Here is a 25,225-nt window from a genome sequence, read left to right as displayed (position 1 = left end):
CATGCCCCATGAGGGCATCTCGCCGATGCAGGAGACTCCAACACTTGACATCCCGAATCTTTCGTGCTCGCAACGGAATAAAACACTTTCGGCTCCTGTTTCCCTATATGTACGCCGGTGGCCGGCACTTGACCACCACGAACGAAGGAGATGTCGAATGGCTAATACCGTGAATGTTCCGAATCCTGCTGGACAGACCATTACCAAGCTGGAAAATGCTGAGTCTGGTTTCAAGGCTTCCGAGACCCTCGCTGCAAACCTTCAAAAGGTTCTCGTCGACTTTATCGCCCTGGAGTTGGTAGGCAAGCATGCCCACTGGAATATCGTCGGCCCCAACTTCCGTGACCTCCACCTCAATCTTGACGAGGTCGTCGCGATTGCCCGCGAGGGCGCTGACGAGATTGCCGAACGTATGCGCGCCCTGCATGCCTCCCCGGACGGCCGTCCCGCGGTTGTGGCTGCCACTAACACCCTGCCAGAGTCCCCTCAGGGCGAGGTGCTGACCCACGACGCCATCAAGGTCATCACCGAGTCGATCGAGGCTGTCACCGGCACTATGCGCGAGGTCCACAATCAGATTGACGAGGAAGACCCCACCTCCGCTGACATCCTGCACGGATTCATTCAGCAACTTGAGCAGCAGGCGTGGTTCATCAGCGCCGAAACTCGTACCCCGACTGCTTGCTGATTCACCGGTTCAGACGCAGTCCATCCTTCAAGTCACTGCGGGCCCCGAGGCGCCTCGGGGCCCGCAGTGTGTATTCAAGACCACCAACCTCGTCGGAAGCCACCATTATATTGGACACAAACCTCTCGAACCGCCCGACCCCAAGGAGACACCGTGCGACTGGCCGAAGCCCTTGACGACATGGTCGACGGTTACGTCCCTGTTACCACCGACCGCGCGGAGCGTCGACCGGGTTGGGACTCCCCCGGTGCCCGTCCCCTCAATGCCGGCATGGCACTGGACCACCTCGAACGCGCCGTCGCTGCCGACGGTATCTCAATGTATGAGCACCAAGAAGAGGCAATCCTCGAAATCCTGTCGGGAAACCACGTCATCGTCACCACCCCAACCGGATCCGGGAAATCCCTCATCGCCACCGCCGCCCACTTCGCGTGCGTCGCAGCCGGCGGACGCTCCTACTACACCGCCCCCATCAAGGCTCTCGTCAGCGAAAAGTTCTTCAACCTCTGCGAGATCTTCGGGGCCACCAACGTCGGTATGGTCACCGGGGACGCCTCGGTCAACGCCGACGCCCCCATCATCTGCTGCACCGCCGAGATCCTCGCGAACATTGCTCTACGCGATGGCCGTCACGCCAGCATCGACCAGGTCGTCATGGACGAATTTCACTTCATCGGCGACCCTGACCGCGGCTGGGCCTGGCAAGTGCCACTGTCCGAGCTTCCCCAGGCCCAACAGATCATTATGAGCGCCACGCTTGGTGACGTCTCTGACCTCTCCGCTGGCCTGACAGCTGCCACAGGGCGCCCCACCGGCGTCATCACTGGGGTCGTCCGACCCGTCCCGCTGGAATATTCGTGGTCTATGAAGCCCGATCACGAGACCATCGAGGAACTTGTAGCCGATCAGAAGGCCCCGGTCTACATCGTCCACCCCTCCCAGAAGCAGGCCTTGGAACGTGCCCAGTCCATGACGTCGACGAAGCTGGTGACCACCGAGGAACGCCACGACATCGCCGCTGAGATCGCCGATTTTCGCTTCGCGAAAGGGTTCGGATCGACGGTGCGCAAGTTCATCACCGCCGGGATCGGCGTGCATCACGCGGGGATGCTGCCAAAGTACCGCCGCCTCGTCGAGACTCTCGCCCAGCAGGGCAAACTCAAGGTCATCTGCGGCACCGACACTCTCGGCGTCGGGATTAATGTGCCGATCCGCACCGTCATGTTCACGTCTCTGACGAAGTTTGACGGTCGACGCACCCGCGTCCTCAAGTCTCGGGAGTTCCACCAGATCGCCGGGAGAGCCGGACGTGCCGGATTCGATACCCTCGGTTACGTCGTTGCGCAAGCACCCGAGCACGTCATCGCTAACCAGAAAGCTCTTGCCAAGGCAGGTGATGACCCCAAGAAGCGTCGCAAGGTACAACGTCACAAACCGCCAGAGGGATTCGTCAACTACTCCGAGGAAACTTTCACCAAGCTTATCGAGTCCGCCCCGGAAACCCTCCATGCCCGCATGAAGATCACCGAGGCGATGCTACTCAACTTGTTGCAGCGCGACGAAGACACCGCCCAGGCCGTCCAGCACCTCGTCGAGGCCGCCACCTCGGTCGTTGCCGAACGACGCCGCCTCTACCGCCGGGCCGTCCAGATCGGGATATCCCTGTTGCACTCCGACGTCATCCACCGCCTCGACGAGCCCACCCCCGGCGGCCGCAAATTCGCCATGAACGAGGCCCTGCAGGACGATTTCGCACTCAACCAACCGCTGTCTGCCTTCGCCAGCGAGGCCGTCGCCACCCTCGACCCGGATTCCCCCAGTCACGCCCTTGACGTCGTCAGTGTCATCGAAGCCACCCTCGACAACCCGATGACCATCCTCATCGCCCAACAGCACTCCGCCCGCGGTGAGGCCATCGCGCGGATGAAGGAGGAAGGCTACGACTACGAGGACCGGATGGCGGCCGTCGAGGAGATCGAATGGCCCCGCCCCCTCGAAGACATCCTGGACGCCCTGTTCGAGATCTTCGCCCCGAGTCACCCGTGGATCCCGGCGGACGCCCTGCAGCCCAAGTCGGTAGTGCGCGACATGTACGAACGCGCTATGACTTTCGGTGAATTCTGCGCCCACTACAAAGTGCAACGCAGTGAGGGGTTGGTGTTGCGCTATCTCACTGACGCCTACCGAGCACTGCGCCAAACGGTGCCGGAAACCGAGCGCACCGACGAACTGTCCGACGTCATCTCGTGGCTAGGCGAGGTCGTGCGCTCCATCGATTCCTCCCTCATCGACGAGTGGGAGGAGCTCACCCATCCCGTCGACGAGGGGCCCGAGGAAGTCCGTCCGGTGCGGACTTTCACCGCTAACCAGCGTGCTTTCACCGTCATGGTGCGCAATGCGATGTTCCGCAAGGTCATCCTGGCCGCCGACGACGACTTCAAGGCCTTAGGAGCCGCCGAGCCCGAAGGATCGGCCATGACGACCGCCGCCTGGGAGGACACCCTTGGCGACTACTGGGATGAACACGACGAGATCAATGACGGGCCCGACGCCCGCACCTCCGGTTTGTTCATGATCGAGCAGGAGTCAGGGCGACACGACAGCCGGATCTGGCTAGTTCGTCAGATCATCGACGATCCAGCCGGCAACCACGACTGGGCAATCACCGCAACCGTCGACCTTGACGAGTGTGACGAAGCCGACGACCTGGTGCTGCGGACCAGAGCGTTCACCCGGCTGGACTGAGCTCGCCGCTCCTCACGACACGCGGCGCCCCATCCGCAGCCCGTCATCTCTGGCTGCAATGACTGCGTCCACGGCTGATGTGCCCCGACATGACGTAACCCCGGCGATATGGAAACCAGTGATCGTTCCGGGGTCCTCGTCTCGAGGGTAACAGATCGGAGTCCTCAGTCTCTACACCATCTCAGCGGCAAGAAAAGATCCCTTTGATCGATTTACTCGCCCTTACCTGTGACCACTACAGAGGGTTCCTGGTCGGAGGCGCTGGCTCTTTATGGCTGGAACATTCAGGCCGAACCCTCCAACCACTCAAAAAACACCCGAGCTCACAGGGTTTCCACGGCCCGTCCGACTCGCAGAGTGGCAGGGACGTCGATTATTCGCTGGTTACTACTTCCCCGCCACGGCAGGGTGAGGGTGCGATGGGTGAGCTGGAAGGGGCCGTCAACCAGGACGTCGATCTGGTCCAGCATGTCGGCCAAGTCAGCGTCACGACGCGCCTGCCTTATCAACGCCTCGACGGTATACCCGGACCACGCCCACACGTCCCATTCCATCTCGTGGGCGGCACGGGCCAACCGCGCACAATCACCAGGCTGACGACTCGCCTCACCCCCGGACAAGGTCAGGCCGTTGGCCAGGACCGACGACCTCATGGCAGCAATGATCTCCTTGACGTCAACCTCCCGCCCACCGCAAGGGTCCCAGGTGCCCGGGTTGTGGCACCCTGAGCACTGCAATGGGCACCCCTGCGCAAAGACCGCGAAGCGGATGCCGGGGCCATCGACGATCGACTCCGGCTCAATCCCGGCAATCCTCATCCGTGCTTGACGCGATCTCTGACCTCGGCGCGCTTGGCGTCGTTGAAACGATCCAACGTGCCCACGAGATATCCAGTGATGCGCCGGATCCGGTCAAAGGGGCCAGATTCTTCAGTCCGTCCGCACCTGGGGCATTCGTCATCAATAATCCCCGTATATCCACACTGTGGGTCCCGGTCGACAGGATGGTTGATAGATCCGTATCCGATGCCACTGACCGCCATGTGTCGCACAATCGCCACGAAAGCGTCGACGTTGCGTGCTGGATCCCCTGATAACTCGACGTAGGAGATATGGCCTCCATTGGTCAAAGCGTGATAGGGAGCCTCGATGGCGATCTTGTCGGCGGCACCAATGTGGTGCCAGACCGGCACATGGAAGCTGTTCGTGTAGTACTCGCGGTCGGTGACGCCGGGGATGGACCCGTAGCGCTGCCGGTCGATTCGGACGAACCGCCCCGACAACCCTTCGGCCGGGGTGGCCAAGGCCGAGAAGTTCAGGCCGGTGCGTTCAGCAGCCTCATCCATGCGTTCACGCAAATGCCCAACGATCCGCAAGCCGAGTTGTTGCGCCTCTTCCGACTCCCCGTGGTGGACGCCGATCAACGCCGTAAGCGTCTCGGCCAGCCCTATGAATCCCACCGACAGCGTCCCGTGTTTGAGCATCTCGGCGACGGAATCGTCAGCAGACAGCCTTTCGGAGTCGATCCATACCCCTTGGCCCATGAGGAAGGGAAAATTGCGCACCAGTTTGCGGGACTGGATCTTGAGACGGTCGAGCAACTGATCGATGACCAGATCGATCATCCGGTCGTAAGAGGCAAAGAAAGCTTCGACGTCGTGATGGGTCTCGATAGCCAGTCTCGGCAGGTTGATCGATGTGAACGATAGGTTTCCCCGTCCCCATGTCTGGGCTCTTGACGGGTCATGGACGTTCGACATCACACGCGTACGGCAACCCATGTACGCGATTTCGGTCTCGGGGCGGCCGGGACGGTAGTACTCGGCGTTGAAGGGGGCGTCCTGGAAGGAGAAGTTCGGGAACAGCCGCTTGGCGCTCACCCGGCAGGCCAAGCGGAATAGGTCGTAGTTGGGATCGCCCGGGTTGAGGTTGACTCCCGCCTGCACCCGGAAGATCTGGATGGGGAAAATTGCGGTCTCCCCGCCACCCAGACCGGCCTCGGTAGCCTCCAACAGACACCGCATCACCATCCGCGCCTCAGGGCTGGTGTCGGTGCCGTAATTGATCGACGAGAATGGCGTCTGTGCGCCGGCCCGTGAGTTCATGGTGTTGAGGTTGGCGATAAGGGCCTCCATGGCCTGATAGGTCTGACGTCGGGTCTCTTCAATGGCCTGGCGACGAATCCGCTTGGCGAGGCGATTGGTGTCGTCAATGAGTCCCGCGAAGAGCCGCCGAGCCTGCTCTCGCTCGGCTGCAAGACCAGCCTCATCAGGTTCCAACGTCCATACGGACGCTGCCTTCCGCACCTCGTCAAGCTTGCCTTCATCACCCCCGAGAACTTCGAAAGCCCTCGTCAGACTGGTCTGGACGGCGCGACTAAAGGTCTTAGCGACACCCGATGCCATATCTCGATCGAAGTTCGGCACCGCCTGACCGCCATGCTGGTCGTTCTGGTTGGATTGAATAGCGATGCAGGCTAGGGCTGCGTAAGACCCGATGGACTGCGGGGCACGCAGCACACCATGGCCGGTGGAGAATCCGTGTTCGAACAAGTCGGTGAGGTTGATCTGGCAGCAGGTGGTCGTCAGAGTGAGGAAGTCGAGGTCGTGGATGTGGATATCCCCGTCTCGGTGCGCTGCGGCGTGGGCAGGGTCCAACACCTCGAGCAAGTTGAACTGCTTGGCCGACTCGGTGCCATAGCGCAGCATCGATCCCATAGCGGAGTTGCCGTCAACGTTGGCGTTCTCCCGCTTGGCGTCAGCCTCCTCAGCAGACGCGAAGGTGATCTCCCGCAGGGTGCGCATCAAGGCCGACTGCTGGTCGCGAGCGACAGTGCGGCGCTGCCGGTACAGGATGTACGCCTTTGCGACGTCGTCATGTCCTTGGTTCATGAGCGTCTTCTCGACGAGGTCCTGGATGGCCTCAACATCGGGGGTCTCCTCGCCCATCTCGCTCAGTCGGGACATCACCTCGAGGGCAACCTCAGCCGCATGCCGTTCGGTGGTGTCAATCCCACAGGCGACAAATGCCTTGCGGACAGCCTCGACGATCTTCGTCGAGTCAAAGCGGATCACCCTGCCGTCACGTTTGCGGATGGACGTCGGTACTACGCGATGTTGAATAGTGGTCTGGTCGTCTGTCTGAACGATCGTCGACATGCTCACTCCTCGAAGCAGCGCACGGGTGGAGCATGGATCGCCCCGGGTCGTCCCGCGCGCCCGTTGTCGTACCGGGTCGCCGACCCGGGTACTGGCAGGTATTCGGACTTCAGGGCTTTCCGTCATCAGACGGGTTCCTACCGAGCGATGCTTCCCAGCCGGAAGGCCAGTGCGTGGTGTCGCCGTCGTTCCCTATTACCGCTGCGGGGCAGTTCCGGTCTCCCACCGGATTCCCTCTTACCTCCCATCACCACCACACGAAGGATTAACCCCTACATCTGGTATCTGGAGATGGGAACCAGCACAAGATGAAGTATATACGCCGCTGGTGGCAATCCTGTACGCGACTCTTCAAGTTGCCATAAAGCAGCACACAATCGCGCTTTGCCATCCTTCTTGTGGCGGCAGAGATGGCTGGCATGATGGACACACGCTTAGGGAAAGGACACGACCATGGAGATCACCAGTACATCCATTACCGAGGGGCAGCCAATAGAGTTGGCCCACGCCCATGCCGATGCGGGCGGCAAGAACGTCAGCCCTCAGCTCAGTTGGACACCCGGCCCGAAGGGCACCAAGTCGTACGCAATCACCATCTACGATCCCGACGCTCCCACCGGATCAGGTTTCTGGCACTGGATCCTCGCCGATATTCCAGCCAACGTCACCTCCATTGACGAGGGAGGCCCGCTGCCCGACGGGGTGCGCGAATGGACCAATGACTACCAGGAGGATGGGTACTCCGGCGCCTGTCCGCCTCCCGGCCCCGCTCACCGTTACATCCACACTGTCCACGCCATGCCAAATGAGCACCTGGACATCCCCGACGACGCCGCTAACGTCCAGGTGCGCTTCGCCATCCACACCACTGAGTTGGGCTCCGCCTCGATCACCGGAACGTTCCAGCAGTCCTGAGCTATCTGAGCAGGTGTCACGAGTGTCCGCGGCACCTGCTTGACTAAGGTTGTGAGGTTTCGGCAGGCACTTCTCATCTTCCTCGCCCTCTTTGGCCTGATTCCCCGTGGTCTGTTTTCGGTGCCCCTTTCTGCCAGCGCCGCACCACTAAACCCCACCCCGACAACTACCAGCACCGCGTACGCCAGTGAGGCTCCGACCCCACTACCATCAGCCGAGGTGACCCCAGGAGCGGGGATGGGCTGGGACTCTGCCCCGGTGTCCTCTGACATGGCCTCGAAAATGGACTGCGCCTCGGTCATGTTCGTAGGCGTACGAGGATCAGGAGAGACCCCACCTTACGGGGACACGATTACGTCAGTCCGTGACGCCCTAGCCCAAAAGTGGCGCGGCAGGGGAACCGTTCGTCAGGTGTATTTGGACTATCCAGCAGCGGACCCCCACACCCTGCAGAAGGCACCCATGAGTGGCCTGCTTTTCGACGCCCAGATGCCTTCTGCAGAATACTTCGACTCTGCCGCCCTGGGAGCCAAAAAACTCACCGTCTTACTTAACGCCGAGAAGAAACAATGCCCCAAGGAATGGGTGGTCCTCGCAGGTTTTCCCAAGGGGTCCAAGCCATCACTCAAGCCCTCGCCCAGACCGACACGCCGCAGCGGTTAGCAGGCGCCATCCTGGCCGGAAACCCCGACCTTTACCCCGGTCAGAATGTCCAGGAGGCCAGCGGGAACGCGGGCCGGTCAGCAATTGGAATGGCCGCCATCCTCTACTACCTGCGTGAACGCGCGAATGCCACCCCGGGCGCCAACCGTGACGCCCAGATGCGGGCCATCATTGAGGCGACGCTTGGGCTAAGCCAAAACTCCATCAACCAGGACGCCCTCGATGCCGACATGGCGAAGGCAGGGGCTGCGATTCCAGCAGAGGCATATCCGGAAACGTATTCGGTGTGCATGAAGGGCGATCCGGTCTGCGATACCGCTCCGGCCCTCACACGCATCCTCACTTTGCAGTCGACTTGGCAGGACGAACTCAATCAAGGCCGTCCGATCCATATGGGCTACACCCGCACAGTCATGGAAGGGTCGTTGGACCGCATTGCTCAGCGTATTAACGCCATCAGTGCCGCTGAGGCCGAGGGGACGCCCCTGCCTCACGGGTCGACGATAACAGTGACGACTCGCAACTGGGGACCGCTTCAAATAGGGGTGGCTGTTGGTGCCGGTGTTGCTGGGCTAGGGGCGGGCTGGCTCTTGGGGCGTACCGGTCGGCGTTGTCAGCGTCGCCGCCGTTGGCGCTAAACGGGTTAGATCTCGAAGAACCACTGCCCCGTAAGCACGACGCCAGTAGCATCGGCCAGCAGAACAACACCAAAAGCAGCCAGCAAAGCTGAAATACCGCGATGGACCGCCACTGCGTGATCCTCTCGGATACTCGCCACCATGCGAGCGACGCGATCTGGTCCGCCAATGAGATACGCGATCACCAGGACGATCAGCAAACTATGGCTACAAACGACCCAGATCAGCGATTCGACGACCGCCCAGCTCTGATGCGGAAGATGGGCAGCATGCACAATCATCGCCCAGAACGCCGGGTCGATGAGGGACGACAGCCCTACCAGAAGACCGCTGACGGCCAGGGCTCCCGGTGCCGTCGAGCGTGGCGCTGCAGACGTGTCCCCCTCGAAGTCCTTCGTTGCTGTCTCTGGACGCAATCGCCATGCCGCCCAAGCAACAAACACGACACCAAGGATGGCCACTAGGCACACCCAAACCAGGTGGGGAACGTGGAACCCATGGATACCCAACCGGGTAAGCAGGACCCCCAGGCCAAGCGCCCCGGCAATTCCGAAGACGACGGAGGTCCCTACCGAGGCTATGAGAAGAGTGACCACGCCGCGTCGTCTGACCCCGAGCCCAAGTGCTGCCAACAGCACGAAGGATCCCAACGGATCGAAGCCAGCGACACCGAGGGCGAAGGCCGCAGCGAGGAAAGACAGCACGGGGAAAGGTTACTCGGTAGCCACCTGACAGATAATACGCACCGACTCGGTGTCGCGCTGCAGACGAAATCCGTCGATTTCACTTCCGTGTTATCTCCGTGCTACCGTCTCTGAGTTGGGTTTGTCAGGCGAGCCCGATGCGCGAGTGGCGGAATGGCAGACGCGCTGGCTTCAGGTGCCAGTGTCCCTTGGGACGTGGAGGTTCAACTCCTCTCTCGCGCACAACGAATGGAGAGCCTCGAGTCGGCGGTTTGATTCGGGGCTTTAATCGTTGTGATCACAGTTGTCAAGTGTGAGTGCATCCGCTCCTGTGATCCATCAGCGAGAGACCGCGGTCGTTCACCGCAGATCTTGTGCGATTCTCCAAAGTCACTAGGCCATACTCTCGGCCCACCATAATAGCCATTCGGCCCTTTTAAGCAGACGAAAGTACAGTAACCCGCTTGCCAGGTGGACCCGTTAGAACTCGGCTTCCTACTTATCTACGTCAGCTGGACACAGCCGGCACGAGCACCCCACCAGGTGCCGAGTACCACAAGAGAGGACATCTCATGATCAAGAATCGTCTCGTCGCCGCTGGTACAGTTGCCGCTCTCGCAACTGGTACTGCCCTCATTGCCGCCCCGGCCTACGCTGCCGATCCCGCTCCTGCTCCCATTTCCTCCACTAAGTCGAGCATCGACAAGTCGAAGCTCCCGATCCATATCGACTTCGACTGCCTCAAGCGCAATGCCCAGGAGCGTCACCAGATTGAGGCCAAGATCGCCAAGATCCTGCTCAAGGATGGGGTCACCAAGGCCAAGACCGTCGCCGTGAAGTCCGCCAAGGACGTCGTTGAGGCTGTCCTCAAGGATCCGTCCTTGCTGGTCCACCAGGGCGCCCTCATCGCCAAGATCATCAAGATCGTCACCGACAACGTCCGTGAAGCATTCGGCGATACTTCCGCCCTTGACGATCTCAAACCGCTCGCCCAGGACATCGTCAACAACCTTAAGGCCGCCAAGGCCTGCTTCATTATCAACCGGCCGGGCCAGCCCCCGAAGATCCAGCATGTCGGCCAGCTTGGCGATCTCCAGTCCGCTGCTTGGCTTCCTGCCAGCCAGGTTCACTGAGCCTTCCACTTCAACAACCGACCCAACCGGACAACCGCCTGCATTGATCCAGTTCCGGTGGGGCTGCGGAATCTCCCGCGGCCCCACCGCTGCAGTTACTTGGTTATCCACGACCTGAGCACGGTTGTGCGTAGAGCATTGGTAGATCACGCACATTTGGTCGAATTCGAACATGCACACGCTTTCAGCTCAGCTACATGGACCCGAATGCGCTTAATCTTGCGGCACAGCCACAAGGCGAGCCACCTCACAGCAAAGGAGCTTGGACATGACTTTCACAAAGAAAATGAGTGCGCTGGCCATCGCCGGGACCATGGCCATCACGGGAGCTTCTATGGCGGCTGCTCCCGCCTTGGCCACTAATAGTTCCTCGGCGCCGGTTGCCACCGTCTCCGCTCAACCGAAGCTGATCACTGGCTACGTCACGAGCACCGACCACTGGGACACGAAGCTCTTCTTCCGCAAGAACATCATCCCGAACGCCAAAGGGGCCGTCGTCATCGTCCACGGTGCGGCGGAGCATTCCGGGCGTTACGACTATCTAGCCAAGCGACTCAATGACGCCGGCTACTCCACCTACCGCTTCGACCACCGTGGACACGGACGCAGTGCCCGTCCGTATGTCGACAACGACATCCCGCGCGGCAACATCGACGACTGGCACAACCTCGTCAATGACGTCCACCAGTTTGTGCAGATCGCCCACAACGAGAACCAAGGTAAGAAGGTCTTTCTCTTCGGGCACTCCATGGGGAGCTTCGCGGTCCAGTCCTACGGCGTCAAGTACCCGGGAACCGTTAATGGCATCGTCAGCAATGGCGGCGGCATCGCTATCAACCCGTGGGGCCGCGACACCGAGGGTCCGGAGAAGATCACCGCCCATGACCTCACCGATGCCGAGAAGAATGCCAAGCCCACCATCAGCCAGAAGCTGCCGATGGACAAGCTCACCAGTTTCAACGGCATTCTGCTTACCCAGGCCATACACAACCCAAAGGCGATCCACCTGCCCTCGACCATCGTCGAGGCTTTCATCCAGTTCAAGAATCCACTGGCGAACGGCGTCTGCACCGACCCGGCCGTCATTGAGGACTACAAGAAGGATCCCCTCAACAATAAGTACATGAGCCTCGGCATGGTCAAGCAGATGGGCGTCGGACAGGTGTACAACATCTTTAACGCTCCGTCCTTCACCGAACCGACCCTCATCATGCACGGCGCCAACGACGGCATTGTCCCAGCGTACTTCGACGTCAACTGGTACAACGCGATTGGCTCTAAGGACAAAAAGATCATCGAGTGGGAAGGTCTGATGCACGAAACCATCAACGAGCCCGTCAAAGATCAGGTTGACGACACGATCATCAACTGGATCAACGCTCACAACAAGTGAGCACTATTCAACGGTGTCCTGATAGCGGCTGAGCCCAAATATTCCTTGGGTTCAGCCGCTACCGTTATGCGATCATTAGGTAAGTGACAAATCACCATCAGTCACCACGACCCGCTCATCATTGTTTCGGTGAGTCAAACATACGAGGTAAGGTCTCCCTCATGTTGCTGAAACCTAACCTTCCTCTGCGGGTCACAGCCGTCGCACTCACGGCCTGCCTAGCGCTCAGCGCCTGCTCCTCCCATGGCGATGCGAAGAATCCCAGTCAGTCTGGCGGTTCCTCCACTTCTGGTGCACCACACGCCACTTTGGCGAAGATTTCAGCCGCTCAAGCCGGGGCAACGGACATCACCTTTAATGCCCGCCCCGAGAGAGTCAAAGCCACCTTCCCACGCTTCGCGAAGGCACGGAACCTCAGCACCGCAGTGGAGGTCATCAAAGGGCGCATGCTGCGCGACTCCTGGCAGCAGAACGCTTCTGACGTTAACGTCACCTCCCAGATCATTGCGTCCAGTGACGCAGCCTTGGGCGTGCTAGTAACGAACACCACCACCATTGGCGGTAAAAAACAGACGATCCCGGCAACCGTCTGGTACTCCGCCGCCGCCAAGCAGTCCTACTCTTCCCCCGCCCTCATCAACGCTGACCAGTGGGCCAACCTGACGACGGCGCTGCAGGATGCCGGCAAAAATCAATCTCTCGATGGCGGCAAAATCGCCGCGGCCACCAAGGCGAAGTCAGCCCCGTACGGCAACGGCCCCGCCCTAGGCTTTGACCACAACGGTGACATTGTAGCCAGCTTTGCATCCGGGGTCGTCACCGATAACCCCGTCACCCTCGTCGTCCCCAGTGACAAGGCGAAGGGAATGCTCAGCACCTTCGGCACCCAGGCCCAGAAAGCCTCAATGGCCCCCGGTAAGTTCACTGGAACTACCTCCCAGCCCGCAGACAAATCCCTCAAAACAGCCACAACTGCCCGCCCGTCGACGGCCGTCGGCCCAGATTGTCGGGTGCTGCATTGCGTCGCCGTCACCTATGACGATGGCCCCAGCGCCATGACCCCACAACTGCTCAGCACCATCAAGAAATTCAAGTTGTCCATCACCTTCTTCGAGATGGGCAACAGCATCACAGCCTTCCCGAACACAGCCCAGAAGGTGGCTGCCGCCGGTATGGAGATCGGCAACCACACCGTCACCCATCCAAATCTTCCGGTGAAGACTCCAAACCGCATCCATCATGAGCTGGAGCACAACTCGCAACTCATCAAGGATTTCACCGGGGCCACTCCGCTGTTGTTCCGTCCACCCTACGGTGCTCACAACGGCATCGTCGACGAAATCGCCAAAGAAAACGGCATGGCGATTATACAATGGCAGATTGACAGTGAGGACTGGAAAAACCGCAACCCCGGAATGACGTACAAGAACGTCATGACTGCGCTGCCGTATACCGCACCCATCGTCCTTGAACACGACATCCAGAAGGCATCCATCGATGCTGCCCCTCAGATCTATAAAGATCTTGAGGCCAAGGGCAAGACGATCGTCAGCGTCAGTGAAATCTCCCTCAACACCGGGGGCTACCAGGCCGGTCACGCTTACTGCAATGGAACGGTCAAGCCCCAAAACGGCTACAACTGCAAGGGATGAGCATCAAACCGGGAGTGCGCACAGCCATGGAAGGCTTCGCACTGCTGGCCTGTGCCGCACTTGGATTCCAACTGCTGCTCAGCGGCCGGGTGCATCTGTTCGTCGGCAGCATTATCACGACCCTGCTGTGGATTACGTCCCCGGTCCTGACGGCCATGGGCCTGTGGACCCTGGCCCGCGCATTCCATCACCCGAACATTATGGGGCACCATCGTGCCCGAATCGGGCTGCTCATCGTCGCCCCCGTAACCCTCGGGTTATTCGTCCCGCTGGAGCCACTAACCCTGCTCGGTGCGGCGAGCTATCGTCCTGCAGTACGAGGGACCAGGCCGTCAGGGTCGGCGACCACGAGCTCGTGGAATGACGGTGTACCAAAGGCCCCCACGTCGGTACCCCCGGTAGCCGTCGATCCCAAGACCGGAAAAACCGTCGGCGGGTATGACAACGGCGGCGACAACGTCGGGTCTGACCGCAACGGCCCAATGGGACCACCGCCTGCTCAATGGCCTGCTCTCAAGGGCAATCCGGCCGAACTCACCGTCTACGGCTACGTGCAACGGGCCGACGATCCCCGCGGCATCGCCACGCTCAAGGGCAGAAAGCTGACGATGATCGGCTTTGCCAGTGCCGCCCCGGAAGACCCAAACCACGCCTGGGTGCTGGCCCGACTCAAGATGTGGTGCTGCGTGGCCGACGCACTGCCCTTCATGACGACGATGGTGGGAGCCCCGTCTCGTCCCGCCGGCGGCTCATGGATCCGCGTCACCGGGACGTACCTGCCGAGTTCCCCCAACGGCGACACTCGATTCAAGGTGAATCGCATCGACACGATCCCGGCCCCGGAGAACCCATACATATGAGCGAACTGCCGCCCCAAGTCAATGCCTGGCTCGTGATCTTCATCGGCATATGGCTACAGGCCGTGCCTTTTCTGCTCCTCGGGACGATCATTTCGTCGACCCTGACAGCCTTCCTCAAACCGCAGACTCTGGCCCGTTTCCTGCCGCGTCGCACCGCCTTGGCCGTAGCGGTCGCGGGGCTTGCTGGCATTGCTCTTCCCGCATGCGAGTGTGCCTCGGTGCCCACGACCAGGTCTCTGGTCAGGGCCGGCGTGCCGACAGCCGCGGCTCTCACCTTCATGGTGGCTTCCCCGGCCATCAACCCGGTCGTCATTACAGCCACCGCGATCGCTTATACCGTCAATCCTCGGATGGCGGTAGCGCGGTTCATAGCGGGATTATTAGCGGCCATCCTTATTGGTTTGGGATGGATCTGGCTCGGCCGTCCTCTCCGTGGAGTTGATGATGCAGAATCTGTCTGCGGAGAGGCCTGCGGACTGCACGACCACCAGCCGCGCACTATGTCCGCGATGGCCGAGACCTTCCGCAACGAACTGACTCACGATTTCATCCAATCCTGCGGCTTTCTCGTCATTGGCGCAGCTATCGCTGCCACTGTCAAGGTTTGTGTTCCGATTGCCTGGATGCAGGCTTTGACGGCCAACGTCTTAGTGGAGGCAGCAGTACTGAGCCTGTTGGCCGTCATCGTCGCGCTGTGCTCGGAAGCTGACGCCTTCATGGCCGTCTCCTTGACGAGCTTCTCTCCCACCGCTCAGCTAGCCTTCCTGGCAATCGGACCGGTCATCGACGTCAAACTTTTGGCTATGGAGGGCGGGGCCTTCGGTGCGGGATTCCTCAAGCGGTTCGTCCCGTTGGCGGTGTGCTGCTGCTTCATCTCAGCAATCTTTATCGGCACTCTCATCTTTCCCTCGTAATTAATCTGCACTGATGACCACCGCCGAGACCCGCCAATGGCAGCATGCGCACCCACGGCGCCGGTCATCTGAGAATCCGAAGAACTCTCCCAGAATGTTGCCGACAACCGGCGTTGTAATTCTTCCTTGCTTGAAGAGGGCCTTAATCTATGAACCGTGAGTGCCTCCCCGCGTCGCTCGATTCGAGCCCTGGCTATCGCTTTAATCGCCCTGCTCCCACTTGGAGCCTGCTCTCACGACGACGGGAACCCCGACTCCTCACCCTCGGACACCCGCTCAACCACGAAGTCAACGTCCGTGGCCACCGACAACGTCTCGGGGGCGTCGATGACATCGACTTCCTTCCAAAAACCGTCAGACATCTCAATCAAGGTGCCGACCGTCACCACCGCCCGCAATCTCAGCCAGGCCATTGAAGTGGTTCGGGAGCGCACCTTGCGCAGCGCTGCATGGGATTCAGCGACGAAGGTCACTATGACCGGTCATTTCACTTCCTCAACGACTGACCTGCTTGGAGTCGAGTTACAAACTGAAGTGAAGAAGGGCAACACAGCCTCCAAGTCCACGACGACACTGTGGTACGACGCCACGATGAAGCAGACCCTGTCGGCGAATGCCCTCATTTCGTGGCCCAGTTGGCCGAAGTTCAGCCAGGAAGTTGTTAAGTCTGCCAATGACGATGGCTTAAACGGCAGGAAAGCCGAGGCAGCCCTCCAGCAACCGCAAGCCCCCTACGGCACCGGGCCCGCGCTGTCATTTGACTCCAAGGGAGACCTACTTGTGAGGTTTCCAGCGGGAGCCATCGATAGCGTTCAACGCACTGTTCTCATCGATTCCAAGGCCGTCTCTCCGATGCTCAGTGGGCTTGGCCAGAAGGCCCTCGGTGCCTCGCTACACCCGACGTCTTTCACCGGTACCCCGTCAACGGATACGACATGGTTTACCAAACTCAAGGCGAGCCCGAAGCCAGCAGATTCCCCAAACTCCAAACCGCTCCCGGACGATCCGGCCATCAAGACAAGCGGTACACCGGCTCACCCCTCGACGGCAATTGGTGTCGATTGCATCGTCGAACACTGTGTAGCCCTAACCTATGACGACGGACCCGCTGATACGACTCTGAAAGTTATTGACGGTTTTACTCACGCGAAGGCCGCTGCGACCTTCTTCCAGCTCGGCACCAACGTCGACAACCACCCCGACACCACCACATTGCTGGCCGGCTCTGGTTTCGAGGTTGGCAGCCACTCGGCCAGTAACCAAACCCTGACGAAGCTCGGGCCCCAAGGCCGCACAACCGAGATCACCAATGCCGTCAATGCCCTAAGCAAGCTCACCGGACGTCCGACGATGCTCTTCCGTCCGCCGTATGGTGCACACAACGAGCGGGTCGATGTCGCGATGGCAAAACAGAATCTGGCGATGGTCAACTGGGCAGCCGATTCCAACGACTGGCAGAGCCGTGACGCTGGCAAGATCACCAAGGCGGTGACGCAGTACGCCACCACCTACACCCAGCCAATCATCGTGCTGCACGACACCTATTCGTCAACGGCTGACGCGACCAGCGGGTTGATCGAGGCGCTCCGCCACAAGGGCATCACCCTCGTCACCGTCTCCGAGCTGACCGTCAATACTGGTGGCCTCGAAGCCGGCAAGGTTTACTGCCGTGGCACTGCCGTCAACCAGAGTGGATTCGGCTGTCACAACTGATCACAGCGCATCACCCACGTGCATACCGTGACCACGGTTTCGGCAACCATGCCTCAGTTCCGACGCGCCACCTTACGTAGTATGGGCCTCAGCAAATCCAGAACCTCGTCGATGCGCAGCACCTTCGCCAGGACGAGGAATAAGGCGACGAATAGCACCCCGCCAATAAAGGTTCCGCCAGCATGACCAACCCACGCCCCATGTCCGGCAGCGTCGATTCCGTGGGCAACGAGATAGGTCGGAACCGCAGCAACGATCGAAGCCACAGCGAGCTTCATCCATAGCCGGTTGACTTCCCCCATGCCGATACCGTCGAGTTGACGGGAAGCCACCACGAGCCACGCCGTCGCACCGACCAGGCTGGCAATGGTCTGGGCAGCCGCCACGACGAGAAGGGCATGCTGAGGCGGGAAGACGAACATCGTTACCAAGATGACGAGCTGGGTGCCCGTGGTAGCCGTCTGCATGATGAGGTTGAGCTTGCCGTCCTCACGGGCGAAGCAATAGCGCTGCTGCAGGGTGGTGATGCCGAAAGGCAGCAGACCCACCCCCATGATCGCCACAGCTCCCGCCAACGACCCAACCTGACCAGGTTCCAGCGAGAACACCGTCTGCACACCAGGGCGGGCCAGTACGACCATTGCCAGAGAGCACGGAATGATCGCTAGCGCTGGCATCTCCAATCCCTGACGCAGCAGCTTCTTCATGGTGGAATTGTTGCCGTCGGCATTGGCACGGCTCATCCGGGGGAAGATCGCAGTAAGAATCGATGTCGTAATGAAGCTCTGCGGCAACATGAAGATCAAGAAGGCGTTGTCATAGGCGCTAATCGACGACGAGACCTCCGGATGCACCAGGCGCACGTGGGATAGCATCTTCTTCATGATGATGCCGGCCAGCTGAGCGATGACCAGTGCGGTGAACGTCCACACGGTGATGCGGGCGGCTGCTCCTAAACCATAGCCGCGAATTCCCCAGCGGGGGCGCCACCGGAACCCGCCACGATGCAAGGGGATGATGAGAAACAAGCCCTGGATGACGATGCCCAGGGTCGTCGTCCCAGCCAATACCCACACCATCTGAGGGGTCCAGGTAGCGGGGTCGGGGTGGGCTCCGAATTGCACCAGGAACCATACTAAGCCGGCGATCTGGATCACATTCGCCAGCACCGGACTCCACATGAAAGCGGCAAATTGGTTGCGAGCGTTGAGAACCTGGCCGAGGATCGCGTAAAGGCCGTAGAAAAAGATCTGCGGCATACAAATAAATCCGAAGAAGACGGTGAGGTGACGAGTCGCCCCGCTCGACGAGAAATAGAGATCCAAGAGCCATGGAGAGGCTAACGTCGCCACAACGGTAACGACAAGCACTGCCGCGAACGACACCGTTAGCAACCGATCGACGAACTCTTGGCCACCGTCGGACTGCTTCATTGCCTTGGTGATCTGCGGGATCAGGATGGCGTTTAGGACTCCCGCACTAAGCAGAATGAACACCACATTTGGCAGTGTGTTGGCAGCCTGGAAAGAGTCGAGAGCCAGTGAAGTACCAGCCGCAATGACGGTGAGCAGGTAAGTACGGACAAACCCCAGAATTCTCGACACCATCGTACCGGCAGCCATGACGATGCTGGCGCGACGCAACGACCCCTCAACAGGTACCTCGGGAACCGCCGACGTTGGTGGTGGGCGGACTTCTGTACCGGGGATAACTCGGGTGTGATCGAAATCCTCGTCAGGGCCGAGCCGCGTCAGGCTGCGGCGAGAAGCATCGGCGCCGAAGGTGATGGCGTCAATGTCGAGGCTATCGTAGACGTCGACTGGCGGAGCTGCCTCCGGGAGACGGAGGAGATCGTAAATGTCGTCATCATGGGAATCAGGCATGGTCGCCTCAGCGGCCGGTCCCGGCGTAGACGACGGCCTCGCCCTCGGCATCGAGTCCGAAGGCAGTGTGGGCAACACGAACGGCCTCGTCAACTTGGTCGGCGTCTACAACCACCGAAATGCGAATCTCGGAAGTCGAGATCATTTGCAAGTTGATACCGGAGCTAGCCAACGCGCGGAAGAACGTCGACGTGACCCCGGGATGGGTCCTCATGCCCACACCAACCACTGAAACTTTGCCGATCTGGTCGTTATACAGGATCTGTTCGTAGCCCAACTCGTCCTTGACGGCAGTCAAGGCGCGCACTGCCGTGGGTCCATCACTCATCGGCAGGGTAAAGGAGAGGTCAGTACGACCGTTCATAACCCGGGATGCGTTCTGCACAATCATGTCGATGTTGATGTCAGCATGGGCGATGATGTCGAAGATCTGGGCAGCGCGACCCACCGCGTCTGGGATCCCAGCGACGGTGATCTTCGCCTCCGAGCGGTCGTGGGCCACGCCCGAGATAATGGCCTCTTCCATGTCAGATCCCTTCGTAATGTCAGTAACGTCCTTGACCCAAGTACCGGGTTTGTCAGAGAACGAGGAGCGCACGTGCACTGGCACGTCCTCGCGGCGGGCGTACTCGACGCAACGCAGATGGAGGATCTTCGCACCGCAGGCAGCCATTTCGAGCATCTCCTCGTAGGAGATTTCAGGAATACGTCGAGCTCCTTTGACGATACGTGGATCAGCGGTGAAGACACCGTCAACGTCAGAGTAAATCTCACAAAAATCAGCACCCAAGGAGCTAGCCAGGGCGACCGCAGTGGTGTCAGATGCTCCTCGCCCCAGGGTGGTGACGTCTTTGGTCGTCTGGGAGACGCCCTGGAACCCCGCGACAATGACGAGGTCTCCCGCCTCCAAGGACTTCTCGATCCGCCCGGGGGTGATGTCGATGATACGGGCATTACCGTGGGCAGCAGTCGTAATAACTCCGGCCTGGGAACCGGTATAAGAACGTGCCGGGATGCCCACGTCAGACAGGGCCATCGCGAGGAGAGCGGCAGACTGCCGCTCACCCGTTGTCAGGAGCATGTCGAGTTCTCGTGGAGCGGGCTGTGGAGAAACCTCTAGGGCAAGGTCCATAAGGTCGTCAGTGGTGTCACCCATAGCTGAAATGACGACGACAATGTCATTGCCCGCCTGCTTTGTAGCAGCAATACGGCGCGCTACGCGCTTAATCGATGCAGCGTCGGCCACTGAGGACCCGCCGAACTTCTGGACGACTCGCGTCATCAACCCTCCTGCCAGGTTCGGACACCAAAGTCTAACCGGCGTCAGTATGGCGTTCCCGCCGTGGTTTGGACGGGAGCGCCGCAGTCACTTGCGCTACGCCATGAACGAGACCATGGCCGTCAAGCGCGCCTATTACGATAGTAGGAACATGGAATAAATCCATGAAAGACTTGCCTACGACCCGGGTAACTCGGGTATGTCTGAACCCTCACGTATTCTTGGAACATGCGCTCAGACAGGCACGGTAAGCTCTACCCCTTAGCCATGTTCGGAATCGTCAGCATCCTGACCGGACTGCTAGCGGTCGGATTCGTCGTGCCCGTCGCAGCTTTGGCCGGTGGAACCGCCAAGATGGTTGCCAACAGCATGGAAGACTTGCCACCCGAGTTGACAAGCACACCGCAGGCTCAAAAGTCCCACATCCTCATGGCCGATGGATCAGTACTAGCCACTTTCTACGACGAGAACCGCGAATACGTCCCGTTGTCAAAGATCTCCAAGCAGATGCAAACTGCCCAAGTCGCTATCGAGGACAACCGGTTTTTTTCTCACGGAGCGGTCGACCTCAAGGGCACCGCGCGCGCCCTAGTGGCAAACGTCGCCGGATCAGCCCGGCAGGGCGGATCAACCCTCACCCAGCAGTATGTCAAGCAGATCCGCATCGAGGCCGCCGTAGCCGCAGGTAATGAGGAGGGCGTGCAGGCCGCCCAAGAGCCGACGGTCACCCGAAAATTGCAAGAGCTACGCTATGCGGTGGCGATGGAGAAGAAGCTTTCCAAACAGCAGATCCTGGAGCGCTACCTCAATATCGCTTACTTTGGCGACGGTGCCTACGGCGTCGAGTCCGCGGCCCGTCACTACTTTGGGACGACGGCCGCCAAACTTGATCTCGCCCAGTCGGCGATGCTGGCTGGGCTAGTGCAAAACCCGGTCGCCTACGATCCGGTGAACCACCCCGAGGCAGCCTTGAACCGCCGCAATATCGTGCTGGCACGTATGGCTCAACTCAACCTCATTAGCACCGACCAAGCCCGAAAGGCCGAGGCAGTCGTCTTCGACAAATCGAAGGTCTTCTATCCGAAGAACGGCTGTATTTCCTCGAAGTACCCGTTCATCTGTGACTACGCATATCGCAGCTTGTTGCAGATGCCGAGCCTGGGCAAGAACCCCGACGAACGGGCCAAATTAGTCAAGCGTGGTGGACTAACGATCCAGACGAATATTGACCCCAAGGTTCAGGATGCCGCCCAGAGGGCTGTCTCGGACGTCGTTGGACCCAGGGATCCGGTTCTTGCCGGAACGGCCATCATTCAGCCAGGCACCGGTTTGCTTATGGCGATGGCGCAGTCTCGACCTGTCATGGGCAAAAAGCCCGGGCAGACCTACTACAACTACATGGCACCAGGCTCGATGGGCGGGGCCACCGGTTTCCAGGCCGGATCGACTTTTAAGGCCTTCACGATAGCTGCGGCCATCGCCAAAGGCATACCCATGAGCAAGCACTACACCGCGTCTTCTCCCATGGACTTCACCGGTGAAAAGTTCACCAACTGTACGGGAAGTTTTAAGTCGGGGCCGTTCCGGGTGCATAACTCAGCGGGACACTCGTGGAACATTGGTTTGCGTGAGGCAGCCGCATGGTCGGTTAACACCTACTTTGTCCAGCTAGAGCAGGACGTCGGCATGTGTGACGTCACCAAGATGGCTCAGAGCACCGGCGTGCAACTTTCTAGCGATAAGGACATCGTCAAGACCTTCCAGAACGTGCCGTCGTTCACCCTCGGTACTGCGTATGTGTCCCCGATGTCCATGGCTTCGGCCTACGCGACCTTCGCCTCACGTGGCATTCAGTGTGACCCCATCATTCTCAAGTCGGTCAAGAATCGGAATGGTTCACCTATCAAGGTCCCGACCGGCAACTGCAAGCGAGTCATGCCACAGAAGGTTGCTGACGGCGTCAACTCGGTGCTTTCGGGCGTCATGGATGCCACGGGTATGGCGGCAAAAATCCCGGGTGGTTATCCGCAGGCAGGCAAGACCGGTACCACCGACGCCCATGAGGCTGCCTGGTTCAATGGGTATACCCCGCATGCTGCCGGTGTAGCGATGATCGCCGCCGATGGTAGCAGCCCCTACTTCCGTGGAGACAAGTCCCGCTCGATCAAGGGTATTCGGACCACTCCCGGGGTCTACCTCAACGGTTCTGGTGGTAGCGATGCCGGCAAAATCTACCGTGCAGCGATGGCCGGCGTCCTCCAAGACAAGCCCAAGACAGCCTTCGTGGCTCCCACCGACGAGGTGCGCTACGGCAAACTCATCAAGATCCCAAACACTGACGGAATGACTTATTCCCAGGCCAAAACTGCCATCCACAAGGCGGGATTTCGCACCAACGTGTGGCATGTCTGGGACGACACTGAACCCGGTACCTACCTCGGCACGGCTTCCAAGGGATCAGCCCATTCCGGAACTTCCGTCACCCTCAAAGTATCGAAGGGTCCAAGGCCAGCTCCTGAACCGACCTACTCTCCTCCGCCGTCAGAAGACCAGCCAAACAACCCCGGCGATAAGCAGCCCGATCGCCAACAAAACCCTCCTGATAACCAGACCCAGCCCGGCGACCATAACGGCAATAGTGGGGGTAATAACGGCCACAGCAATGGAGGTGGCCAGCAAAACCCGCCCGGAACGACGAGGCCTCGCTGACATGAGGACCGCTATGAAGACTGGCTTCACAGCGGTGACCGGCACTATTGGTCTCGGCGTTGCAGGACTGACCTATGGGGTGATCGAAGCGCGCCGGTTCGTGGTGCGTCACGTCGAAGTACCGGTACTGAAGCCTGGCACCTCGCCGCTGCGCATACTACATATGTCGGACTTGCACCTGCTAGCCCGCCAGAAGGCGAAGCGAGAGTTCATCCGTCAACTCGCCGCTCTCAAGCCTGATCTTGTCATCAATACCGGCGACAATTTTTGCTCGGCCGATTCGCTCTGGCCCCTTCTTGACGACATATCGGGGCTGCTACAGCGACCTGGGGCATTCGTTTTAGGGTCCAATGACTACCTGGTGCCGGAGTTCAAGAACCCGTTTTCCTACCTCCTTTCGGGACGCTCTCATCAATCCGACAAGCCGGTACTAGAGCTTCCTCATCAAGAACTTCGTCAGGCTTTCACTTCTGCGGGATGGCTGGACCTCAACGACAAGTCCGGAACATTGGAGGTGGCCGGTCGCCGGTTGGCTTTCCGCGGCACTGACGACGCCCATCACGACCGCGATCATTACGAGAAAGTGGCCGGCCCAGCTGACAACGATGCCGACCTCAACATCGGCGTCACCCATGCCCCCTATCTCAAAATTCTCGACGCCATGGTTAGCGACGGCATGGACATCGTCTTCGCGGGCCATACCCATGGCGGACAGGTATGTCTGCCCTTCAAGGGAGCCATCATCACCAACTGTGATTTGGACACTGACCGTGTCAAGGGGCTATCGCAACACACCTGCGGCGAGCGCACCGGGTGGCTGCACGTCTCGGCTGGGTTAGGGTGCTCCCCCTTCGCTCCGTACCGGACATTCTGTCGTCCGGAGGCGACCCTGCTTACCCTTGTTCCCCGGCCCTGACGGAGGTCAGCTTGGCGCTTTCAACCAAGCTGGGTTAAAGTATGCGTCGGTCTTCCCTATGAGGAGGATGACCGTGGTCACGGGGTGTGGCGCAGTTTGGTAGCGCGCTTCGTTCGGGACGAAGAGGTCGCAGGTTCAAATCCTGTCACCCCGACCATCCGGGCCTTCAGCTGGCGGTTTCGTGTGCGACACCAGGACTGGATTGTTCGCTCGGTTTCGCAGGATGAGCCACTAACGTCACCCCTACCCTGCTGTCAACGATGTTGCATCGCACAATTCTGGGACAGCGTCCGTCACAGTCCGCACAACCACCATCACCCCATCCAGATGTGGCAAACCCCAGGTTCGTGTCACCACGCCAGGGGCGTCTTACCATGACGGATCAGGACACCCCGCAGATCAGTCGCCATCGGATTGTGCAGGCAATGACAATGACCTGTAGCACTACCAGAGCCGGGATTCCTACGCCTCTTACCCAGGCAAACTTCGTCGCCACGAAGACCTGCTGTCGCTTTTCCAGGCGATACGGCTGGTCCCGTGGCTTCGGAATACTTTGGCATTGGGCCTTGTTGCACCACTGAACGCGACTGAAGGAGGAACCACCATGGCTGCACGCGCGCTCATCGCCGTCACCGACTTTGGAGTTGAGGAGGCCGAGCTCGTCGAGCCCTTCAACGCCCTCAAGAAGGCCAACATCGAAGTGACAGTCGCTTCCAATAGCGGCGAGACCGTCCAGACCGTCACTGGCGACAAAAATTGGGCGTCCACGGTAAACGCTGATTCCACGCTCGCCGACGCCAAGGCCTCCGATTACGACTTGCTCGTCATCCCCGGTGGCACCGTCAATGCGGACACCTTGCGTACTGACGAGGATGGGCGTCGCCTAGTCAAGGAGTTCGCGGCTGCTGGCAAGCCGGTCGGGGCTATCTGCCACGGACCCTGGGTGCTCATTGACGCCGACGTGGCTAAAGGCAAGACGTTGACCTCCTACATCTCTATTCGTCCCGACCTCGAGAATGCCGGGGCCACCTGGGTCGACAAGGAAGTCTTACGCTGCCCCGGCAACGGATGGGTGCTGCTCACCTCGCGTAATCCCAACGATCTGCCCGCCTTCACTCAGGCTCTGGTCGACGAGATTTCCTGATTCACAGGAATGTCAGAGAAGGGGACTCCCACCTGCGGGTGCGAGTCCCTTTCGCATGTCCGAGGGGTAGGACAATCTGTGTTCCCAACTCCTTCAGGGCTAGCGACGATGCGGTGTACGATCCCAAATATCTCCACATC

The 25,225-nt window shown here is 59.9% G+C and carries 17 protein-coding genes, 2 tRNA genes, 2 pseudogenes and 1 riboswitch; of the genes and pseudogenes, 15 read left to right on the top strand and 6 right to left on the bottom strand.

From position 1 onward, the window contains the following. Window positions 1-157 precede the first annotated feature (157 nt). Window positions 158-688, top strand: a complete 531-nt coding sequence (locus F1563_RS08920) for a Dps family protein (RefSeq protein ID WP_002528149.1) — start codon at window positions 158-160, stop codon at window positions 686-688. A gap of 153 nt (window positions 689-841) precedes the next feature. After that, window positions 842-3,433 carry a DEAD/DEAH box helicase gene (locus F1563_RS08915; protein ID WP_002528150.1) on the top strand — a complete coding sequence of 864 codons (2,592 nt, stop codon included), beginning with the start codon at window positions 842-844 and terminating at the stop codon, window positions 3,431-3,433. Between the two features lie 323 nt (window positions 3,434-3,756). Here F1563_RS08915 and nrdG read toward each other — a convergent pair whose 3' ends face one another. Together nrdG and F1563_RS08905 are read right to left on the bottom strand one after the other, a co-directional pair. Next, window positions 3,757-4,251, bottom strand: coding sequence for an anaerobic ribonucleoside-triphosphate reductase activating protein (gene nrdG / locus F1563_RS08910; protein ID WP_002528151.1), 495 nt, complete (start codon window positions 4,249-4,251; stop codon window positions 3,757-3,759). Further along, window positions 4,248-6,590 carry an anaerobic ribonucleoside triphosphate reductase gene (locus F1563_RS08905; protein WP_069181735.1) on the bottom strand — a complete coding sequence of 781 codons (2,343 nt, stop codon included), beginning with the start codon at window positions 6,588-6,590 and terminating at the stop codon, window positions 4,248-4,250. The genes nrdG and F1563_RS08905 overlap by 4 nt, the downstream gene beginning before the upstream one ends. Window positions 6,591-6,666: 76 nt before the next feature. Next, window positions 6,667-6,860, bottom strand: a riboswitch (cobalamin riboswitch). Window positions 6,861-7,043: 183 nt separating this feature from the next. Between F1563_RS08905 and F1563_RS08900 the strand changes: the two genes are divergently transcribed. Both F1563_RS08900 and F1563_RS08895 read left to right on the top strand, forming a co-directional pair. Further along, on the top strand, window positions 7,044-7,505 hold the full coding sequence (locus tag F1563_RS08900) for a YbhB/YbcL family Raf kinase inhibitor-like protein (protein WP_002528153.1): 462 nt from the start codon (window positions 7,044-7,046) through the stop codon (window positions 7,503-7,505). Between the two features lie 237 nt (window positions 7,506-7,742). Continuing rightward, a pseudogene (locus F1563_RS08895) lies at window positions 7,743-8,806 on the top strand (cutinase family protein). Window positions 8,807-8,811: 5 nt separating this feature from the next. Here the strand turns inward: F1563_RS08895 and F1563_RS08890 are convergent. Further along, complete coding sequence (locus tag F1563_RS08890) at window positions 8,812-9,510, bottom strand: hypothetical protein (protein ID WP_002528156.1); 699 nt, start codon at window positions 9,508-9,510, stop codon at window positions 8,812-8,814. A 139-nt stretch (window positions 9,511-9,649) separates the two neighbouring features. Between F1563_RS08890 and F1563_RS08885 the strand changes: the two genes are divergently transcribed. From F1563_RS08885 to F1563_RS08860, 6 genes are all read left to right on the top strand, one after another. After that, window positions 9,650-9,732 (top strand) — tRNA-Leu (locus F1563_RS08885). A 329-nt stretch (window positions 9,733-10,061) separates the two neighbouring features. Next, window positions 10,062-10,622, top strand: a complete 561-nt coding sequence (locus tag F1563_RS08880) for a hypothetical protein (protein WP_002528157.1) — start codon at window positions 10,062-10,064, stop codon at window positions 10,620-10,622. Window positions 10,623-10,890: 268 nt separating this feature from the next. Next, a complete protein-coding gene (locus F1563_RS08875) occupies window positions 10,891-12,015 on the top strand; it encodes an alpha/beta hydrolase (RefSeq protein ID WP_002528158.1) in 1,125 nt (374 codons plus the stop codon). A 161-nt stretch (window positions 12,016-12,176) separates the two neighbouring features. After that, the gene (locus F1563_RS08870) at window positions 12,177-13,667 is read left to right on the top strand and encodes a polysaccharide deacetylase family protein (RefSeq protein ID WP_036958366.1); all 1,491 of its coding nucleotides are present in this window, start codon (window positions 12,177-12,179) and stop codon (window positions 13,665-13,667) included. After that, on the top strand, window positions 13,664-14,527 hold the full coding sequence (locus F1563_RS08865; protein ID WP_002528160.1) for a TIGR03943 family putative permease subunit: 864 nt from the start codon (window positions 13,664-13,666) through the stop codon (window positions 14,525-14,527). Before F1563_RS08870 ends, F1563_RS08865 begins: the two co-directional genes overlap by 4 nt. Then, complete coding sequence (locus F1563_RS08860) at window positions 14,524-15,441, top strand: permease (RefSeq protein WP_002528161.1); 918 nt, start codon at window positions 14,524-14,526, stop codon at window positions 15,439-15,441. The genes F1563_RS08865 and F1563_RS08860 overlap by 4 nt, the downstream gene beginning before the upstream one ends. A gap of 233 nt (window positions 15,442-15,674) precedes the next feature. Here F1563_RS08860 and F1563_RS08855 read toward each other — a convergent pair whose 3' ends face one another. Next, the gene (locus F1563_RS08855; protein ID WP_002528162.1) at window positions 15,675-15,854 is read right to left on the bottom strand and encodes a hypothetical protein; all 180 of its coding nucleotides are present in this window, start codon (window positions 15,852-15,854) and stop codon (window positions 15,675-15,677) included. Between F1563_RS08855 and F1563_RS08850 the strand changes: the two genes are divergently transcribed. Then, complete coding sequence (locus F1563_RS08850) at window positions 15,769-17,154, top strand: polysaccharide deacetylase family protein (RefSeq protein WP_308479243.1); 1,386 nt, start codon at window positions 15,769-15,771, stop codon at window positions 17,152-17,154. The genes F1563_RS08855 and F1563_RS08850 overlap by 86 nt on opposite strands. Before the next feature lie 53 nt (window positions 17,155-17,207). Here the strand turns inward: F1563_RS08850 and murJ are convergent, their stop codons facing one another. Further along, window positions 17,208-19,088, bottom strand: a complete 1,881-nt coding sequence (gene murJ / locus F1563_RS08845) for a murein biosynthesis integral membrane protein MurJ (protein WP_002528164.1) — start codon at window positions 19,086-19,088, stop codon at window positions 17,208-17,210. After that, the gene (locus F1563_RS08840) at window positions 19,045-20,319 is read right to left on the bottom strand and encodes an aspartate kinase (protein WP_002528165.1); all 1,275 of its coding nucleotides are present in this window, start codon (window positions 20,317-20,319) and stop codon (window positions 19,045-19,047) included. The genes murJ and F1563_RS08840 overlap by 44 nt, the downstream gene beginning before the upstream one ends. A 196-nt stretch (window positions 20,320-20,515) precedes the next feature. On the opposite strand from F1563_RS08840, the pseudogene F1563_RS08835 reads away from it, so the two are divergent. The 4 genes and pseudogenes from F1563_RS08835 (at window position 20,516) to F1563_RS08820 (ending at window position 25,085) form a co-directional block, all read left to right on the top strand. Then, window positions 20,516-23,025 (top strand): annotated as a pseudogene (locus tag F1563_RS08835) (transglycosylase domain-containing protein). A gap of 1 nt (window position 23,026) precedes the next feature. Next, complete coding sequence (locus tag F1563_RS08830) at window positions 23,027-23,941, top strand: metallophosphoesterase (protein WP_172623658.1); 915 nt, start codon at window positions 23,027-23,029, stop codon at window positions 23,939-23,941. Window positions 23,942-24,021: 80 nt separating this feature from the next. Further along, window positions 24,022-24,098: transfer RNA gene (locus F1563_RS08825), tRNA-Pro, on the top strand. A 447-nt stretch (window positions 24,099-24,545) separates the two neighbouring features. Next, on the top strand, window positions 24,546-25,085 hold the full coding sequence (locus tag F1563_RS08820; protein WP_002528168.1) for a type 1 glutamine amidotransferase domain-containing protein: 540 nt from the start codon (window positions 24,546-24,548) through the stop codon (window positions 25,083-25,085). Window positions 25,086-25,225: the final 140 nt, after the last annotated feature.

Origin of the sequence: Cutibacterium modestum, assembly GCF_008326345.1 — a bacterium.
GTDB classification, from domain to species: Bacteria; Actinomycetota; Actinomycetes; order Propionibacteriales; family Propionibacteriaceae; genus Cutibacterium; species Cutibacterium modestum.
Note: the sequence above shows the minus strand (reverse complement) of the source record. Positions and strands in the feature narration are given on the sequence as shown.